We start from the raw sequence: 14,531 nt of genomic DNA, 5'->3' as shown, positions 1-14,531 counted from the left end.
CGTTCTCCTCATCCGCCCGGTCAACCGGGAGCGGGATCCCCCTCGAGCCGACGGACCAGCTCGTGCAGGTCGTCGAACCCGTCGATCATCGCCAGCAGCGCGTCCCGCTGCCCGGCGACCGCACCACGGAGTCGCTCGCTGCCCCACGCCTCCAGAGCATCCGCGAGTCTCGTCACCAGGTCACGACGGCTGACGCCGTCGATCTCGAACGGGATCCGGTGCTCGGGGCTGCGGGCGTTCTCGGCGATGTGGGCGAGCCAGGCAGGACCTTTGCCTTTGTGCCAGGCGACGGTGACCGGTCGATGATAGTTGACCAGACCGACCGCCTCCTCGCGATGCCGCTCGAAAGCGGCATAGAGGGGCGCGCTCCCCGGGTTGCCCTGGGCACGCTGCCGAAGCTGCATGCTGGCATCCTGCTCGCCCGTTGAGGCCCCGGCGCGCGCCGAGCCGGCCTGTCCCGCAGGCTTCACCGGCGGGTTGGCCATGCTGACCGGCGTGATCTTGAGCCTGTCCATCACCGGGTGGATGTGCGACGCGAACCCCTTGTGGGCTTCCGATCCCTTGCCCCGCCCGAAGACCAGTCCGACGAGCCGGTTCTGGGCGTTGATCAACGCCGAGCCGGAGTCGCCCTCGGCGACGAACTGGTTCCGTCCGTCGCAGTCGGGGGCGGTGGGATCGATCTCGATGACGCGCTGCGCGGTCGAGAGCACCGCCGCGATGTCGACCACCCTGCCGACCGTCTTGCCCGTCTTGCGCCCGACCTTGAAGACCGCGTAGTCCCCCTCCGCATCCAGATCCGCCTGAGCGACGCGCGCGACATCCTCGATCCTGCTGCTGCCGCCGATGTCCAACTGTCTGATCTCGTTCTTGTACGACACCCCGCAGTTCGAGTTGCACCAGCTCGAGACCGAGATCTTCAACAGCGCAGTGGATGCGTCGACGTAGTAGTCCTGGGCCGTCTCCCCGGGGTAGGCGAATGAGTGGCTGCCCTCGATTCCCGCATCGTGGATGTCGGCGATCGCCCTTCTCGAGTCGGGACCGAGGTCGAGGACGACGGCGCCATCCTGCTTGATGTACTTCGGCTGATAGATCGCATTGCCGACCGCCGCGCCGTTGGCCATCAGGACGTGGCGGTTTGAGACGAGCACCACGTTCTTCGGACCCTCCACCCCGTTGAGCGTGGCGAAGAACCCGAGGGTGCCGGAGCCGTATCTGACGTCGAAGTTCGTGATGCTGATGCCGCCGAGAAGCGGGTGATGCTGCGCCATGTCCTCGCAGTGCACGTGCTCGAATTCGCGGACCACCAGCACGTCGACGGGGATTCCCTCGAACTCGCGCGGCAGCACCTCGTCCGCAGGCACGTCGCCCAGCGGCTTCTTCTCGCGGACGTAGACCCGGAACGCCCGTTCCTCGGTGGTGAGCCCGCCCACCTCCTTCAATCCGAAACCGACGCCCATCACGCCGGGAATGCGGCCGAGTTTCGCCTCGGCGCGGGAATGCAGCTGTGCCAGCCGTTTCTGTTCCATGCTCATCGCTCCTCAGCCGGGATCAGGCAATCCACCAGGAGGCTCGGTTCGAGGGTAGACCCGGGGCGCGGCGTGGGCTACGGGTCGCGTGAACTCCTCGGGCCGGTCGCACAGGACTGCGGGCGCGCACTGCGGATGCCGCTGCCGTCAACCCCCTCGCTTCGCTGTCGTCCAGGAGCTTGGCTTCGGGCGATCGACAGGAGGCTCCCATGAGCAACGCATTTCTTGGTGACGGCACGAGCCGGCCGACCGTGCCCACGGATACCGCGCGCGGTTCCCTGGAGGTGATGCACACCTTCAACGACGGCCCGATGCCCACGGGCGTCAGCGTCTCCCATACCGGCCGCATCTTCGTGAACTTTCCCAAGTGGGGCGACGAGGTGCCGGCGACGGTCGTCGAGCTCGTCGACGGTCGACCGGTGCCCTATCCGAGCGTTCAGTACAACCAGCCGGGATCGGATGCCGACCCGGACGCGCTCGTTTCTGTGCAGAGCATCGTCGTGGATCCGCTCGATCGGCTGTGGATCCTGGACACGGGAAGCCCCATGTTCCAACCGACGCAGCGGGGTGGTCCGAAGCTCGTCTGCGTCGATCTCACGACGGACACCGTGACGCAGACGATCCTCTTCGAGCAGGACGTCGCGCTGCCCACGACGTATCTAAACGACGTCCGATTCGACCTGCGCCAGGGCGGCGGCGGAATCGCCTACATCACCGACTCCTCGGACAGCGGCCCCAACGGCATCATCGTCGTGGACCTTGCGACCGGTGAGGCCTGGCGGCGGCTGCACGATCACCCCAGCACAAAGGCGCTGCCATTTGCGGAGATGGCGCCGATGGCAGAGGGCCGGGTCTTCGCCGAGCGCTCCCCCGGCGAGCCGCCGCAGCCCGTGAAGATGGGATCCGACGGCATTGCGATATCGCACGACGGTGAGCGCCTCTGGTACTGCCCGCTGATCTCCCGGCGCTGGTACAGCGTGGCGACCTCGGCGCTGCGGGACCGGGAAATGTCGGATGAGTATGTCGCGGCCACCGTCGCCGACGAGGGCGACAAGGGCGGCGCGGCCGACGGCCTCGAGAGCGACGATCAGGGCCGCATCTACTCAACGAACTGGGAGCACAATGCGGTGCTGCGGCGCCTGCCGAGCGGCGAACTGCAGACGCTCGTGCACGACGAGCGTCTGCTCTGGCCCGACACGATGTCTGTTGCCACCGACGGGTACCTCTACGTCACCGCCAACCAGCTGCACCGTCAGGACAAGTATCAGGATGGCGAGGATCTGCGGGTGTACCCATACCACCTGTTCCGGTTCCCCATCGATGCCGGGCCCGTTCTGCTGCGCTGAGGCCGGCCCTTCACGCGGACCACCACCGCCGTCGTCGGGTGCGGGTCAGGCTTTGGCGACCTCCGCGTGACCGTTCGCGCCCGCTGCCTGCGCACCGTCCGCGATACCGCGACCGAGGGCCTGCCCCTGGATGACGGCACCGAGGTCGAGTCCCGTGGCGGCCTTCACGCTCTCGAAGGTCGCGGTGAGGCTCGCCGACTGCTCACGGGCGAGGTGGGTGCCCGCGCTGTCGCCGCCGATGAGGGTGATGTTGCCGACCTTGTTGTAGCCCTTGGCGAACTCCGCCATCAGCTGCGGCAGCTGGCCGATGACCTCCCTGGCCAGGATCGCGTCCTGGTTCTCGCGGAGCGCTGCCGCTTCAGCGGCGACGGCTTCGGCCGTGGCGTTACCGCGCAGGCGGATGGATTCGGCTTCGGCCTCCGCCTTCACACGGACCGCGGCAGCCTCGGCTTCCGCCTGCATCCGCACCGCCGCCGCCTCGGCCGAAGCGGAGGCCTCGCGGGCCTCGGCCTGTGCCTTCACCGCGTACGCCTCCGCGTCGGACTTCGTCTGGGCCACCTTGCGGTCGGCCTCGGCGTTCTTCTCGCGCTTGTAGGCCTCGGCATCCGCGGCGATCTGCTGCCGGTACGCCTCGGCATCGGCCGACGTCTGCTGCTTGTACTTGTCAGCGTCGGCGACCTTCTTCACCTCGGCATCCAGTCGTGCCTGCGTGTTGTTCGCCTCCTGCAGAAGCACACCCTGCTCGGCCTCGGCGCGCGCAAGGTTCTCCGCCTGCTCGGCCTGGGCGTTGGCACGCCCGACCTCGGACTTCGCGGCCGCGCTGTTCTTATCGAGCGCGGTCTGCTCGATCAGGTTCGCCTCGTCGGCGGCCAGCTGGCGCTTCTTCACCTCGCGCGTCGCGTCGATCTCCGCGACATCCGCCTCGCGCTTGACGCGCTGGACCTCCTTCGCGCCGAGCGCGGAGATGTAGTTGTTCTTATCGGTGATGCCCTGGATGGCGAACGAGTCCAGCACGAGGCCCTGTGACAGCAGGTCGCCGGAGATGCCCTCGGCGATCTCGTCACTGAGCTTCTGGCGGTCCTGCATGACCTGCTCGACAGTGAGCTTGGCGACGACGCCGCGCAGCGCGCCCTCGAGCTGCTCGGTCGTGAAGATGACGATGGCCTCGTCCTGAGACGCGAAGCGCTCGGCCGCACGGCGAACCTGGTCGGGCGTGGAGCCGATCTTCACCAGGGCGACCCCGGTCAGGTCGATCGTCACGCCGTTGATGGTCTGCGCGGTCGGCTCGAACTTGATCTGCCGCGACCGAAGCGACACCTTGTCGGAGCGCTGGGTCAGCTTGTTGACGAACGCGCCGCGACCGCTGATGACGGTCATCTTGTTGGCTTCGCCCTCGGTGCTGTCGCGGGCCTTCTTTCCGACGATGACGATGGCCTCGTCGGCCTTCGGCACCTGGTACCAGGCTCGGAACAGAAGGAATCCGAGCAGCGCGATGAAGAGGATGACTCCGACAGCGACTGCGATGCCGATGAGTCCGAACAGATCCATGTGCGAGGGTCTCCAGATCCGGCCCGCTGGGGGGGATGCGGGCCCTGCATCGAATCTAGGGGGTGGCGCGCGTGCCGTCTGACGTTATCCACACCCAGACACGGATCGGCGATCCCTGGGTAACCGGGCCCTGAATCTCCCCCGGGTGAACGATCGACCATAGAGGCAATCCCACCTGACCAGGAGCTGCCCCTCATGCCGAAGACCCTCGACATTCCCGTCCCCGACCTCACCGGAAGGCTCGCGCTCGTGACCGGCGCAAGCGACGGCGTCGGATTCGAGATCGCCGCCCGGCTCGCCCGTGCCGGCGCCGACATCCTCATGCCGGTCCGGAATCCCGAGAAGGGTGAGGCGGCGGCCGCCCGCATCCGGGAGCGGACGCCCGGCGCCGGCATCCGCATCCGCCCACTCGATCTGTCGTCGCTCGAGTCGGTCGCATCGCTCGCCGACCAGCTCCTCGCGGAGGGACGAGCAATCGACATCCAGATCAATAACGCCGGAGTCATGACCCCGCCGACGCGCAGGTCGACCGACGACGGGTTCGAGCTGCAGTTCGCGACCAATCACCTCGGTCACTTCGCGCTCGTCGCCCGCCTGCTGCCGCTGCTGACCGCGGGCAACGCACGCGTGACGAGCCAGGCCAGCCTCGCGGCCGACCAGGGTGCGATCAACTGGGACGACCTCAGCTGGGAACGCGGTTACGACCCTATGAAGGCGTACAGCTCCTCCAAGATCGCTCTCGGCCTGTTCGCGATGGAGCTGCAACGGCGGTCGGATGCCGCGGGCTGGGGCATCCGGAGTAATCTCTCGCACCCGGGCATCACCCCGACCAATCTGCTCGCCGCCCAGCCCGGGATGGGCCGCGCGCAGGACACGGGAGCCGTCAAGGTCATCCGCGCGATGTCACGGCTCGGCATCCTCGTCGGCACTCCGGCGTCGGCCGCGCTGTCGGCCGTGTATGCCGCGGCGAGCCCGGATGCCGCCGGTGGGCGCCTCTACGGTCCCAAGGGGTTCCAGCACCTGAGTGGCCTGCCGGCCGAGCAGCGCGTGTATTCGCGACTGCAGGATGACGCGGGCGCGCGCCGCATCTGGGATCTGTCGGAGCGCCTGCTCGGCGTGAAGGTCGCGGGTTGAGCGCGTCGCGGCGTGCACAGGTAGGAGCTTGCCGAAGGCCGCGCAGCCAGGGACCATCGATCCCTTGTTCCCGACTCATCGATCTCGGAGACTCACCTCATGGACAAAGCACAGCTGGCAGACTTCCTGCGTCGTCGCCGCGAGGCGCTGCAGCCGGAGGATGTCGGCCTGCGGCGCGGCTCCCGCCGACGCACTTCCGGCCTTCGCCGCGAGGAGGTCGCCGCGCTCTGCGACATGTCGGTCGACTACTACAGCCGGCTGGAGCAGAGCCGCGGTCCGCAGCCGTCGGAGCAGATGCTCGCCGCCGTGGCCCGCGGACTGCGGCTCACGCTGGATGAGCGGGACCACCTGTTCCGGCTCGCTGGGCACACCGCGCCGGTGCGGGCGTTGCGCAGCGACCACATCTCCCCCGGGATCATGCGCGTGCTCGATCGCCTCGCGGACACGCCCGCGCAGGTGATGACGGAGCTCGGTGAGACCCTCGCTCAGACACCAGCCGCGCGAGCACTCTTCGGGGACGAGACGCGCTACGAGGGGCTCATGCGCAGCGTCGGCTTCCGGTGGTTCATGGACCTGTCGGTGCGCGACGTATACCCCGCAGAGGACCACCCGATGCACTCGCGGGCGTTCACCGCCGACATCCGTACGGTCTATGCGAAGCACGGTGAGCGCTCGCGCGCCGGCGCGATGGTTCGGGCGCTGCTCGCGGAGAGTCCGGAGTTCGCGGCGCTGTGGGAAGCCCACGACGTGCGCAGCAACCACCCGCGGGAGAAGCGCGTGCAGCATCCAGAGGTCGGGGTGATGGAGCTGCAGTGCCAGTTCCTGGTCGACCCGGAGCAGGGCCAGACCCTGCTCGTTCTCACGGCGACGCCCGGCACGGAGAGCTACGACCTGCTACGCCTCCTCTCGGTGCTCGGCACACAGGAGCTCGCCGCAGGTCGTTGAAGCGGGATGACGATGCGATTCTCGTCGTCAGGACGAGAATCGCAGCAGGATCTTCCCCGCCCGCCCCGGCACGGCGCTCGCGGCAGCGGCGGCCCGAGCCTCCTCGAAGGGGTACACCGCCTCCACCGGCAGAGCGATCTCGCCGGATCCGACGCGCTGAAGCAGCTCACCGAACAGGACTCCCCGCGTGGCGGCGTCCATCGTCCTGCCGATGGTGCTGGCCCAGAACCCCTTCACGGTGAGTTGCCTGAAGATGAGGTCGCCCGCCGACAGCTGCAGCGTCTCCGATCCCATCGCGCCGAACGACACCAGCGTGCCGCCCTCGCCGAGGAGGGACAGCAGGTCTCCGGCCGCCGTGCCGCCGATGGAGTCCACCGCCGCGCGCGGTTGCGCTCCGTCGAGGATCTCCGCGACGCGATCGCGCCAGTCGGCGCTCTCGGTGGAGACGACGTCGCCGATGCCGAGAGCCGCCAGCTCGTCGACGGCGGCGTCCCGCCGCACCAGGCCGAGCACACGGATCCCGCGGGATCGAGCGAACTGCGCGACCAGCTTGCCGACGAGCCCATTCGCTGTGTTCTGCGCGATCCACCCGCCGGGCTTCATGTCGAGGGTGTGGAGCAGGGCGAGCGCGCTGTACGGCATCGAGAGCAGCTGTGCAGCGGTCTCCTCGTTCATCGAGTCCGGCACGGGCACGAGCCCTGCCGCGTGTGCCACGTAGTACTCGGCCCAGGCACCGAAGGCGCCGCCGGCGACCCGCTGGCCCACCGGCAGCTGCTCGACGCCCTCGCCCAACGCGTCGACGATGCCGACCGCATCGCTGCCCGATGCCGCCGGCAGCTCGGGCGTGAAGCCGTAGCTCCCGCGAATAGTCCAGAGGTCGTGGTTGTGGATCGGCGAAAGCAGCGTGCGCACCCGCACTTGGCCCGCACCGGGTTCGGGCAGTGGGCGCTCGGCGACCTCGAGCACTTCGGTCGGGTCGCCGAATGTGGAGTGGATGAGTGCGCGCATGTGATGCTCCTTCTCGATAGAACCGCGGCCGACGACTCGAGCCTCGAAAAGGTTAGACCGCTCCGGCATCCAATCGCGTTCGAGGCCCGAGATTCAGAGTCCTGCCGTCGCAGGCGGGCGGACGAAGCGTCCTCGCTCAAGAACCGCTGCGCGAGACGAAACGCGGTGCACTCGCCGGGCGTCGGCTCGCAGAGTCGCGCTCCGGTCGCTAGCGTTCAGAGCGCACGGTGCACCGTGTGCCAGAGCGGAAGGCGGGCCGATGGATCACTTCGACACGATCGTGGTCGGCGCGGGCGTGGCGGGCCTCACCGCCGCCCGCCTGCTCGCCAAGGCCGGCCGCCGCGTCGTCGTGCTCGAGGCGCGCGACCGCGCGGGCGGCCGCGTCTACACCGAGCGCACGGACGGGCTCGTGACCGACCTCGGCGCGTCCTGGATCCATGGCATCACCGACTCCCCCGTCGCCTCGGCCGCCGAGGCGTTCGGCATGCGCATGGTCGAGTTCACGGTCGGCGGCTACCAGCCCGACAGTCGCCCGATCGCCTACTACGGCCCGGACGGCAAGCGACTCTCGGATTCTGCCGCCCGGCGCTTCGCGGACGACATCCACACCCTCGACGCCACGCTCCTCGACGTCGTCGCCGAGTCGGCTCCGGATGCTTCCTACCGCGATGTCACAGAGGCGGCGCTCGCCGCCCAGGGCTGGGACGAGGAGCGCACCCAGCGCGTCCGCGAGTACTTGGAGCACCGGTCGGAGGAGCAGTACGGGGCCTGGATCGAGGACCTCGCAGCGCATGGCCTCGACGACGACTCCATCGAAGGTGACGAGGTCGTGTTCCCGGATGGCTACGACGTGCTTACCGCACAGCTCGCGGCTGGACTCGAGGTCCGCGTGCAGCACGTCGTGTCCCGCGTGCGCCGGGCCGCAGACGGTGTGACCGTGACAACGGATCGCGGCATCTTCACGGCGGACACCGCGGTGGTGACGGTGCCCGTCGGGGTGCTGCAGTCGGAGGACTTCGTGATCGAGCCGCCGCTTCCCGAGCCCAACGCCGGTGCCTTGAGTCGCCTGAGAATGAACGCCTTCGAAAAGGTCGTCCTACGATTCCCGACGAAGTTCTGGGATGACGGCGTCTATGCGATCCGCCAGCAGGGCTCCGAAGGCCGATGGTGGCACTCCTGGTACGACCTCACTCCTCTGCACGGAACACCGACCCTGCTGACCTTCGCCGCCGGACCGGCCGCGGTGGAGACGCGGGACTGGAGCGAGGAGCGGCTCGTCGACTCCGTGCTCTCGCAGCTCCGGCGTCTCTTCGGCAGCGCCGTCGCAGAACCCACCCGCGTGCACGTCACCGACTGGCAGGGCGATCCCTTCGCGCGCGGCTCCTACGCGTACATGACGGTGGGCTCGACGACGATGGACCACGACGCCCTCGCGGCGCCCGTCGACGGCGTGCTTCACATCGCCGGCGAAGCGACGTGGACGGACGACCCCGCAACCGTCGCCGCCGCAATGGGTTCCGGCCATCGCGCGGCGTCGAGCATCCTCGGCCGGCCGATCGCGATTGATGACCTGTGGGTGGATGGAACGCTCCCGGTGAAAGGCGTCGCTCACGGCATCCGGCAATTCAGTCCATGATCGCGCGACCCGTGGCATCCGTCCACAGTTCGAGCAGCTGAGACTCCGCATCACCCGGTACCGAGTTGCCGGACTGGAATTGGAACGCCCACGCAACCTGCGGCACGACCGCCTGTAGGAGATCAGCGGGGATGACGTCGGATTCATCGAGCAGCGTGTCGAATTCGACGAGTACGTAGCGGCGGGTCTTCCCCGGATCCGTGAAATGAGGGCCCTCGACCGGCTCGGTCAGCACGCGTCCGTGACCGATGAGCCCTCGGATCCGTCCCTGTCTGAGCAGCCACGCGTCCGTGCCGACAGTCACGGTGCGGCGGGCGCCGACAGACCAACGGCACACATACCGGAAGGCGGGATCTCGCATCGCCTCGGCAATGGCTTCGTACGGTGTGTCCCATCCATCCCACTTGTCGCGGTTCCAGCAGATGATCAGAGCACTCATCCCGACAGCCTGACATCTGGCGCTGCCGGGTGGATCGGAGGCACGACAAAGGCCCGACCCCAATAAGGGGCCGGGCCTCGTTCGCCGTGACAGCGGAATGGTGGAGATGGGGGGAATCGAACCCCCGTCCAACGCTGTGTCTCTGCGCCTTCTACGGGCGTAGCCTGTGCTGACGTTCTGCTCGGCCCCGACCTTTGCCACAGGCATCCAGGTCGACAGGCCCAGTCTGGAAAAAGTCCCGAGAAGCGTCCAGACGCCGTTTCTCAGCAAGTCCCCTAGATGACGCCAGGGTCCGTAGCGGGAACACCTACGGTCTGACGGAGTTCAGGCTCGCCTAGGCGGCGAGGGCGAACTCAGTGCGCTTGGAATTGGCACTTATTGGTTTGCAGAGATCGTTTACGAGATAACCCTGCATCCTCGGCCCGCTTCTCGCAGGAGCTCAGGCGCTGTCGAAACCGATCATCCCCATGAGTTCCTCTGCTTGCAGAGGCCGCTGTCACGCGCTGTTGAATTGTCAGCTCGCACCTTTCGGTGTCAAGCATCACAGTCTACAACGGATGCCGCAGCCAGACCATTCCGCATCGCCGCGCGTAGAGTCCCTTCCATGAGTGAAGTAACCATCGCCGTTCGCGGCGAGCACGAGAACCGCATCCCCGCCGAGGTCGGCGTCGCACGCGTCTCCGTCCGCCTGGACGGCCCGAAGCGCGAGCAGGTCATGACCGACGCGTCCACCCTCTCGCTGCGGCTGCGTGAAGAGCTGCAGGCACTCGAAGCAAGCGGCGCGCTGATCCGATGGTCGAGCGATCGGGTCTCGATCTGGTCCGACCGCCCCTGGAGCCAGGACGGCAAGCGCCTCGCCCTCGTGCACCACGCAAGCGTCGGCGCGCGCGCCGAGTTCAGCGACTTCGCGGCCCTGTCCGAGTGGGTCACCAAGGTGTCGGAGCGCGAGGGCATCACCGTCGACGGCGTCACGTGGGAGCTCACGCCCGAGACCTCCAAGGCCACCGAACGGGATGTCGCGAGCCAGGCCGTGCAGGTCGCCGTCGACCGCGCCACCGCCTACGCCGCCGCCATCGGCCTCGGCAGCGTCACCGCCCTCGAGATCGCGGATGTGGGCCTGCTGAGCAAGGCGGGCCAGGAGTCGGCACCGGGCTCGCCCAAGATGATGCGGGCCATGATGGCATCCGACATGTCCGCAACGCCGGCGCTCGAGTTCGAGCCGCAGCCGATCGTCGTGAGCGCCGCAGTCGAGGCGCGTTTCACGGCCAGCTGACGCGGATGCCGGCGACCGCGCCATCATCGGAGGCATACACGGCACGCCCGGGCATCGGTGAACGCCTGTCGCGCATGATTCGGCTGCCGACCGTGAGTGCCGAGCTCGACGCCCGTGGACCGGAGCTCTTCGAGGACTTCGCTCGCCTGCTCGCCGAGCTCTACCCGCTCGTGCACGAGCGCCTCACGCTCGAGCGCATCACGGACTTCGGGCTGCTCTTCCGATGGGCCGGGCACGAGGCATCCGCCCAGCCGGTCGTGCTGATGGCGCACTACGACGTGGTGCCCGTCGACGAGTCGGACGACTGGACCTTCCCGCCGTTCGAGGGCCGGATCGAGGACGGCTGGGTCTTCGGGCGCGGAGCGCTCGATGACAAGGGTCCCCTCGCGGTGGTGATGGATGCGGTGGAGAACCTGCTCGCGGAGGACTTCACCCCCGCGCGCGACGTCTATCTGTCGTTCGGCGGGAACGAGGAGATCTACGGCGCGGCGGCGCAGCAGATCGCGGCCACACTCGAGGACCGCGGGATCGTGCCGTGGCTCGTGCTCGACGAGGGCGGCGCCGTCGTCGACGCACCGCTGCCCTTCGCGCTCGGGGACGCCGCGATGGTGGGCGTCGGCGAGAAGGGCGTGCTGACCCTGCGCCTGACGGCTCGGGGCGAAGGCGGACATGCGTCGGCGCCGCCTCCCGTGACGGCCGTCGGGCGCATCGCCCGGGCCGTCGACCGGCTCGGGCCCAGCACCTTCCCGGCGCGGACGCGCCCGGCGATCACACGGATGCTGAGCCTGTTCGCAAATCGCGCCGGAGGCCCGGAGCAGACGCTGCTGCGCACGCTGGCGACGTTCCCCTGGTTGACCGCGAGGGCGTTTTCCCGGATGGGCGGCGAGGCGGCGGCGCTCGTGCGCACGACCGTGGCGGCGACCATGCAGCACGGCGGCACCGCCGCGAATGTGCTGCCTTCACTGGCATCCGCTGTTCTGAATCTTCGGATCGCGCTCGGCGAGACGGTCGAGGGCACGCTGCGGCGAGTGAAGCGCCGGATCGCGGATCCCCTCGTCGAGGTGACGGTGGTCGAGGCGAGCGAGCCGTCGCCCGAATCGCCCACCGACAACGCTCAGTTCGCGCTGATCGTCGACGCCGTGAAGACGTCGTATCCGGAAGCCGCAACGGTGCCCTACGTGATGATGGCGGCGACCGACTCGCGCCACTTCCACCGCTTCTCCCCGGCCGTGTACCGGTTCGCGCCGCTGGAGATGTCCAAGGCGCAGCGGGCATCCATTCACGGCGTCGACGAACGGGTCGAGATCGCCTCCCTGGAACGGGGGGAACGGTTCCACCGAGCACTGCTCCGGCGGTTGCCCTGATCCGATCCACAGGATGACGCCTGTACGCCACTCGGGCGGTCGGCAGCGGCTACAGTGATCGCACCCGAAACATCCGTTCAGAAGGAGCCGCGATGAAGCGCGCCGTTCTTGGCACTCTCGCGACCGTCGTCGGCTTCCTCGCCTTCGTCGAGTTCACGAGCGGCGTTCTGCAGGGCTACTACACGCCCATGCTCACCGACATCGCCCGGCACCTCGGCATCCACGACGCCGACGTCAACTGGCTCGAGGGCGCGCAGCTGATGCTCTCGGCGCTCGTCGTGCCGGCGTTCGCGAAGCTGGGCGACATGGTCGGCCACAAGCGGATGCTGCTGATCTCCACGGCGCTGACCGGAGCCGCCGCGCTGGTGCTGCCGTTCACGGATTCCTTCGCGGTGTTCCTCGTCGCGTGGGCGATGATGGGGTTCTACGTCGTGTGGCTCCCGCTGGAGATCGCCCTGATCTGGTCGCGATCGCGCCGGATGGAAGGGCGCTCGGTGATCACGGCGCGCGCGGCCGGACTGCTGGTGGCGGCCCTGGAGGTCGGGGCGATCGTCGGAGCGCTCGCGGGCGGCGCGCTCATCGACTCCCTGCCGCTGACGGTCGTGCTGCTCGTGCCCGCGGTGCTGATCGTGGTCTGCTTCTTCGTGATCCTGTTCGGAGTGAAGGAGTCGCCGGAGCCCACCGGCGGCGTGTTCGACACCGTGGGGCTGGTGCTCATCTCGCTGGCGCTCATCTGCTTCACCGGCGGGCTCAGTCTGCTGCGCCTCGACGGCGGGCTCGGCAACCCGTGGTCGTGGGCGACCGTCGGACTCGGGCTTGCGCTGGTGGCGCCGTTCGCTCTGTGGGAGCTGCGCCACCAGGATCCGCTCATCGACGTGAGGATGTTCCGGTCACCGGCGCTGGGGCCGGTGTTCCTCACAGCGGGGCTGTTCGGCGTTTCGGTCCTGGGAGCCCAGGCGCCGCTGTCGACCTTCGCGCGGACCGACCCGGCGGTGTACGGGTATGGGCTCGGAACGTCGGGGTTCGCCACCTCGCTCATCATCGGCATCTACCTGATCGCGATGATCGTGGGTGCGCTGCTGTTCCCGGTGATCGCGCGGCTCACCGCGCCTCGGCTGACGCTGATCGGGGCGTCGATCCTGGTCGGCGTCGGATTCCTGATGTTCCTTCCGTTCCATGAGACCTACGGGCAGGTCATCACGAACATGGTCGTCGTGGGCCTGGGGTCGGGCGCACTGGTCGCCGCCCTGCCGGCGGCCGCGGCATCCGCTGCTCCGGCATCGCAGACCGGCGTCGCCACGGGGCTGACGAACTCGGTCAAAACCGTCGGCGGCGCGATCGCCTCGTGCGTCTTCGGCATCGCGCTGCTGCAGGGCGTGTCGGGCGCCGCGGGTGATGGGACGGCGGGCTCGCTGAGCGGCTACTTCACCGTGTGGATGGTGTGCGGCGTCACGGCCCTCGTCGCCGCTGCGGCTCTGGCCTTCGTTCCTCGCACCGCCTTCACCGATGCCGCCGTAGCGGAGACGGCGATCGAGCCGGTCGTCCGCTAGGCCGACCCCGATCCCGGTCACTGAGCGAGCGAAGCGAGGCGAAGTGCGTCGCGCCACGCGTCCGCGAGCCTCACCGGCGCACCGACTTCGGAGAATGTCACCTACTTCGGACGGCTTGGCCGTTGCGCGCCGATGGAGGCGCGATAGTCCGAAGTTGATGCGCGCCGGATGCCGCGGCATCCGGTCGCTCGCCGAGAAGCGCTACTCGCCCATTCGGTTGCGGGAGCGCATGGCACGCTCGGCCTCGCGCTTGTCCTGACGCTCGCGGAGCGTCTGGCGCTTGTCCCACTCGTGCTTGCCCTTGGCGATCGCGATCTCGACCTTCGCCCGGCCGTCCGAGAAGTACAGCTTCAGCGGCACGAGCGTGTAGCCGCCGGCCGACACCGCGTGGCTGAGCTTGATGATCTCGTCCTTATGCAGCAGCAGCTTGCGGGTGCGCTTGGTGGCGTGGTTCGTCCAATGCCCCTGGGAGTACTCGGGGATGTGCACCGCATCCAGCCACGCTTCTCCGCCGTCGATGTACGCGTAGCCGTCGGACAGGTTGGCTCGCCCCTGGCGAAGCGACTTCACCTCCGTGCCCGTGAGCACGAGACCCGCCTCATACGTCTTCTCGATGTTGTATTCGTGGCGCGCCCGACGGTTCGTCGCGACGACGTTCTCTCCGCGTTCCCGGGGCATGACGACTCCTGATGGCTTGCTGCGAGGACGGATCCTCTCCGTGCGGGCGCACGACAGCCGTTCAGTCTACCCTTCGACAGGCTC

Annotated in this window: 12 protein-coding genes and 1 other RNA gene; 7 read left to right on the top strand and 6 right to left on the bottom strand. The window is 68.4% G+C overall.

The genetic code is table 11. From position 1 onward, the window contains the following. Positions 1-20: 20 nt before the first annotated feature. Positions 21-1,526, bottom strand: coding sequence for a hypothetical protein (locus ACLQ2Q_RS09905; RefSeq protein WP_425820274.1), 1,506 nt, complete (start codon positions 1,524-1,526; stop codon positions 21-23). Between the two features lie 209 nt (positions 1,527-1,735). Here ACLQ2Q_RS09905 and ACLQ2Q_RS09900 point away from each other — a divergent pair, with 209 nt between their 5' ends. Then, a complete protein-coding gene (locus tag ACLQ2Q_RS09900; RefSeq protein ID WP_425820273.1) occupies positions 1,736-2,872 on the top strand; it encodes an L-dopachrome tautomerase-related protein in 1,137 nt (378 codons plus the stop codon). A gap of 45 nt (positions 2,873-2,917) precedes the next feature. Here the strand turns inward: ACLQ2Q_RS09900 and ACLQ2Q_RS09895 are convergent, their stop codons facing one another. Continuing rightward, positions 2,918-4,420 (bottom strand): SPFH domain-containing protein, encoded by a 1,503-nt coding sequence (locus ACLQ2Q_RS09895; RefSeq protein WP_425820272.1) that lies wholly within the window; start codon positions 4,418-4,420, stop codon positions 2,918-2,920. A gap of 195 nt (positions 4,421-4,615) precedes the next feature. On the opposite strand from ACLQ2Q_RS09895, the gene ACLQ2Q_RS09890 reads away from it, so the two are divergent. Together ACLQ2Q_RS09890 and ACLQ2Q_RS09885 are read left to right on the top strand one after the other, a co-directional pair. Further along, positions 4,616-5,554: an SDR family oxidoreductase gene (locus ACLQ2Q_RS09890; protein ID WP_425820271.1), complete on the top strand. Its 939-nt coding sequence runs from the start codon at positions 4,616-4,618 to the stop codon at positions 5,552-5,554. A gap of 99 nt (positions 5,555-5,653) precedes the next feature. Continuing rightward, positions 5,654-6,499, top strand: coding sequence for a helix-turn-helix transcriptional regulator (locus ACLQ2Q_RS09885; RefSeq protein ID WP_425820270.1), 846 nt, complete (start codon positions 5,654-5,656; stop codon positions 6,497-6,499). Positions 6,500-6,526: 27 nt separating this feature from the next. Here the strand turns inward: ACLQ2Q_RS09885 and ACLQ2Q_RS09880 are convergent, their stop codons facing one another. Beyond that, positions 6,527-7,507 carry a zinc-binding dehydrogenase gene (locus ACLQ2Q_RS09880; RefSeq protein ID WP_425820269.1) on the bottom strand — a complete coding sequence of 327 codons (981 nt, stop codon included), beginning with the start codon at positions 7,505-7,507 and terminating at the stop codon, positions 6,527-6,529. Positions 7,508-7,766: 259 nt separating this feature from the next. On the opposite strand from ACLQ2Q_RS09880, the gene ACLQ2Q_RS09875 reads away from it, so the two are divergent. Further along, a complete protein-coding gene (locus ACLQ2Q_RS09875) occupies positions 7,767-9,143 on the top strand; it encodes a flavin monoamine oxidase family protein (protein ID WP_425820268.1) in 1,377 nt (458 codons plus the stop codon). Here the strand turns inward: ACLQ2Q_RS09875 and ACLQ2Q_RS09870 are convergent. Together ACLQ2Q_RS09870 and ssrA are read right to left on the bottom strand one after the other, a co-directional pair. Next, positions 9,133-9,582, bottom strand: a complete 450-nt coding sequence (locus ACLQ2Q_RS09870; RefSeq protein WP_425820267.1) for a hypothetical protein — start codon at positions 9,580-9,582, stop codon at positions 9,133-9,135. The two genes, ACLQ2Q_RS09875 and ACLQ2Q_RS09870, sit on opposite strands and share 11 nt — an antisense overlap. Before the next feature lie 98 nt (positions 9,583-9,680). Next, positions 9,681-10,049, bottom strand: a transfer-messenger RNA (tmRNA) gene (ssrA, locus tag ACLQ2Q_RS09865). A 137-nt stretch (positions 10,050-10,186) separates the two neighbouring features. On the opposite strand from ssrA, the gene ACLQ2Q_RS09860 reads away from it, so the two are divergent. From ACLQ2Q_RS09860 to ACLQ2Q_RS09850, 3 genes are all read left to right on the top strand, one after another. Next, a complete protein-coding gene (locus tag ACLQ2Q_RS09860; RefSeq protein WP_425820266.1) occupies positions 10,187-10,855 on the top strand; it encodes an SIMPL domain-containing protein in 669 nt (222 codons plus the stop codon). A 92-nt stretch (positions 10,856-10,947) separates the two neighbouring features. Then, positions 10,948-12,219 (top strand): M20/M25/M40 family metallo-hydrolase, encoded by a 1,272-nt coding sequence (locus ACLQ2Q_RS09855; RefSeq protein ID WP_425820265.1) that lies wholly within the window; start codon positions 10,948-10,950, stop codon positions 12,217-12,219. A gap of 92 nt (positions 12,220-12,311) precedes the next feature. Then, positions 12,312-13,769 carry an MFS transporter gene (locus ACLQ2Q_RS09850; RefSeq protein ID WP_425820264.1) on the top strand — a complete coding sequence of 486 codons (1,458 nt, stop codon included), beginning with the start codon at positions 12,312-12,314 and terminating at the stop codon, positions 13,767-13,769. A gap of 201 nt (positions 13,770-13,970) precedes the next feature. On the opposite strand, the gene smpB is transcribed toward ACLQ2Q_RS09850, so the two are convergent. After that, on the bottom strand, positions 13,971-14,447 hold the full coding sequence (gene smpB / locus ACLQ2Q_RS09845) for an SsrA-binding protein SmpB (RefSeq protein ID WP_425820263.1): 477 nt from the start codon (positions 14,445-14,447) through the stop codon (positions 13,971-13,973). Positions 14,448-14,531: the final 84 nt, after the last annotated feature.

The sequence above is a fragment of the Microbacterium sp. DT81.1 genome (assembly GCF_049844955.1).
Lineage (GTDB): Bacteria > Actinomycetota > Actinomycetes > Actinomycetales > Microbacteriaceae > Microbacterium.
The sequence above is the reverse complement of the archived record's forward strand: the minus strand, read 5'-3'. Positions and strand labels throughout refer to the sequence as shown.

What these genes read in the sequence shown, in the direction of transcription:
- ACLQ2Q_RS09905 (WP_425820274.1), bottom strand. Translation starts at nt 1,526, where the DNA reads ATGGAACAGAAACGGCTGGCACAGCTGCATTCCCGCGCCGAGGCGAAA.
- ACLQ2Q_RS09900 (WP_425820273.1), top strand. Translation starts at nt 1,736, where the DNA reads ATGAGCAACGCATTTCTTGGTGACGGCACGAGCCGGCCGACCGTGCCC.
- ACLQ2Q_RS09895 (WP_425820272.1), bottom strand. Translation starts at nt 4,420, where the DNA reads ATGGATCTGTTCGGACTCATCGGCATCGCAGTCGCTGTCGGAGTCATC.
- ACLQ2Q_RS09890 (WP_425820271.1), top strand. Translation starts at nt 4,616, where the DNA reads ATGCCGAAGACCCTCGACATTCCCGTCCCCGACCTCACCGGAAGGCTC.
- ACLQ2Q_RS09885 (WP_425820270.1), top strand. Translation starts at nt 5,654, where the DNA reads ATGGACAAAGCACAGCTGGCAGACTTCCTGCGTCGTCGCCGCGAGGCG.
- ACLQ2Q_RS09880 (WP_425820269.1), bottom strand. Translation starts at nt 7,507, where the DNA reads ATGCGCGCACTCATCCACTCCACATTCGGCGACCCGACCGAAGTGCTC.
- ACLQ2Q_RS09875 (WP_425820268.1), top strand. Translation starts at nt 7,767, where the DNA reads ATGGATCACTTCGACACGATCGTGGTCGGCGCGGGCGTGGCGGGCCTC.
- ACLQ2Q_RS09870 (WP_425820267.1), bottom strand. Translation starts at nt 9,582, where the DNA reads ATGAGTGCTCTGATCATCTGCTGGAACCGCGACAAGTGGGATGGATGG.
- ACLQ2Q_RS09860 (WP_425820266.1), top strand. Translation starts at nt 10,187, where the DNA reads ATGAGTGAAGTAACCATCGCCGTTCGCGGCGAGCACGAGAACCGCATC.
- ACLQ2Q_RS09850 (WP_425820264.1), top strand. Translation starts at nt 12,312, where the DNA reads ATGAAGCGCGCCGTTCTTGGCACTCTCGCGACCGTCGTCGGCTTCCTC.
- smpB (WP_425820263.1), bottom strand. Translation starts at nt 14,447, where the DNA reads ATGCCCCGGGAACGCGGAGAGAACGTCGTCGCGACGAACCGTCGGGCG.